Source organism: Barnesiella sp. CU968, assembly GCF_905219685.1.
GTDB lineage: Bacteria > Bacteroidota > Bacteroidia > Bacteroidales > Muribaculaceae > Lepagella > Lepagella muris_A.
This window is the reverse complement of sequence record NZ_CAJMXD010000413.1, coordinates 1-2,474: the sequence shown is the minus strand read 5'-3', so window position 1 is coordinate 2,474 and position 2,474 is coordinate 1. Positions and strand designations below refer to the sequence as shown.

Sequence of the window (2,474 nt, the reverse complement as noted above, 5' to 3'; positions counted from 1 at the left end):
TTTTATGGTTGTTTTCACCGAGTCTCATAAAATCCTCTCAATGAACCTCACAATTAAATTTAAACAGTTTCTTAACTTATTTCCATCCCGGATTCTGGGTCAGATTCGGGTTCAGGCTTAGTTCGTTGGTTGGAATCGGATAAAGATAATCGCGGTTTTCGTCAAAAGGCTTGCGGTCCTGTGTATGGTGGTTGCAGGAATATCCCTTTGAATCCTGGGAGAGAATTATGTCTTTGCCGATTTCATATGTCTGTACACCAGCGCCGACAGCAGGTTTGCTGCCTCCGTTGGCGTAGAACACCACGTCTTCCCTGCCGTCGCCGGTGAAGTCAATTCCTCCGGCTCCGTTCACATATATGCCGTAGATAGGCTGGTTTATGCATTTTCCCTCTTTCCAGCGCATCAGGTCATAATAGCGGCGGTGCTCCATGAAAAGCTCTATGCCGCGCTCACGGCGGATCTCAAGTATGTCGCCGTCCTTGCAGTTGGAATAGCCGAAGTCCTGGCTGATCAGGAATGGATCCACGCTGTTGCCTGTCTTCATGTCCGGCATGCCGGCACGTTTGCGGATGAGGTTCACACTCTTGTCGAGGTCTCCCTGGGAGAGTTCTCCCAGTTCAGCCTTCGCTTCCGCGAAGTTGAGAAGAACTTCGGCGTATCTGTATACCGGCATATCGTTGTACGAACGCCCGGAACGGTCAACTTCATTGTTCTGGTAGACTTTCTGCGTCACAAACTTTATAGGCTGATAACCGGTGGATGATACGAGCAGATTCGCGCTTTCCACACTCTTTTCCCCCACGCGGATGTAGCCTGTGCCTCTTATTGACTGTGACAGGCGCGGGTCGCGGTCTTTCATCTCATCGGCAAACTGCATTGTCTCCCAGCCAACCTTGTCTGTGAAGCGGGAACCGTCCTTCATAAGATAAGAAGACACGAGTTTTCTTGTCACGGCAGGTTTGCCCTGATTGTCAAGCACACAGTATGCGCTTGCGTTGTGGAAGATTGAAAGTCCCACATTGTAGGCTACGGCAAGAATCACTTCTGTCTTGCTGTCGGACGCCTGGTCGAATACGAACAGATCGCGGTAATCCTGAGCCGGTTTGCCGGTGTTGTAAAGAGCGTACTTGCCGTAGGCGCCGCTCATCAGTTTCTCGCTTGCGTCCACGCACTGGCGCAGATACCATTCATAATCATGACCGTCAAGACTGAGTCCATGATATTTGCGGAAAGTACCCTCGAAAAGGCATACCTGCGATTTGAGAGCCAGAGCGGCGCCCTGAGTCACGCGGTATACGCTCTTTTCCGTAGAACTTGACGGCAGATTCTCTATGGCGTAATCGAGATCCTCGATGATTTTGCCCATCACCAGCTCACGTGAGTCACGTGCGCCATAAAGCTTGTCGTCGGTAGAGAAAAGCTGGCGGTCAACCCATGGCACATCGCCGAAGCGTTTCACTTTTTCGAAGTAGAAATGTGCGCGGAAGAACCGTCCGACGGCAGTATACTTCTTAACTGCATCGGCATCCGTGCAATTCTTGGGAGCGTATTCGAGAAGAGTGTTGATTTTGCGGAGCACTGTCCATGTCCACCCTCCGCCCGAAGCGGGAACCGTTCTCGAAGAACCGCAGAGAAGCTCGCTGCTCAGGGTCTGTTTCACGATATGGTCATCCTGATAGGAATAAGGTTTCTTGTCGAGCAGACTGTTGTAGAAAGTATTGGAGAAAAGCTCCAGGTCGGTTGACGTGCGGAAGTATTCGTCAATGCCAACCTTGTCTCTCGGAGTCACATCAAGGGTGTCATCGCATGATGTCAGACCCAACAGACCGATAAATGCCAATAATATATATTTTTTCATTGTTAGCTGGATATTTGATTAGAACTGGAGGTCGATGCCGAAAGTGAAAGTCTTTGGCCAGGGGTAGGCGAGCATGTCCCAATGGGCATTGTCGCTGTTCTGCTCGAATGCAGCTTCCGGATCGATATATTTGCAGTTGTCTTTGAGAGGAGACCAGTAGGCGAGGTTTTCCGCCGTGAAATAAAGTCTCAGTTTTTCGATTCCCGCAACTCTGGTCCATTTCTTGGGGAACGTATATCCGACGGTGAGGTTCTTGAGACGCAGGTAACGGATATTCTGGAGATAACGGTCGTTCTTATACTGCATGTATCCGCTGCTTGCAGCCTTTGATTTCGCACGCGGGAAATAAGCGTCGGGATTGTCTTCGGTCCAGTACATGTCGCGGAAATCACCGCGCAGATAAGAGCAGCGCTCGTAAGTGGAGAAGAATCCCCAGAACGGCATGTTGCTTGACTCCGGATACCAGTAGTGGTTGCCTGTTCCCTGGAAGAAGATGTTTGCGTCGAAACCGTAGTAATTGAAGCCGGCGCGGAATCCGTATTGCAGGCGGGGCAGAGAGTTGCCGAGTTTCAAGCGGTCTCCGGGGTTGTCAACGCAGTTGGTGGGAATCTTGTTT

1 protein-coding gene and 1 pseudogene are annotated in these 2,474 nt (G+C 50.6%); both read right to left on the bottom strand.

What is annotated here, in order from left to right; genetic code table 11:
* Positions 1-76: 76 nt before the first annotated feature.
* Complete coding sequence (locus JX312_RS12220; protein WP_123403544.1) at positions 77-1,858, bottom strand: RagB/SusD family nutrient uptake outer membrane protein; 1,782 nt, start codon at positions 1,856-1,858, stop codon at positions 77-79.
* An 18-nt stretch (positions 1,859-1,876) separates the two neighbouring features.
* Positions 1,877-2,474, bottom strand: a pseudogene (locus JX312_RS12215) (SusC/RagA family protein); the annotation flags it as partial.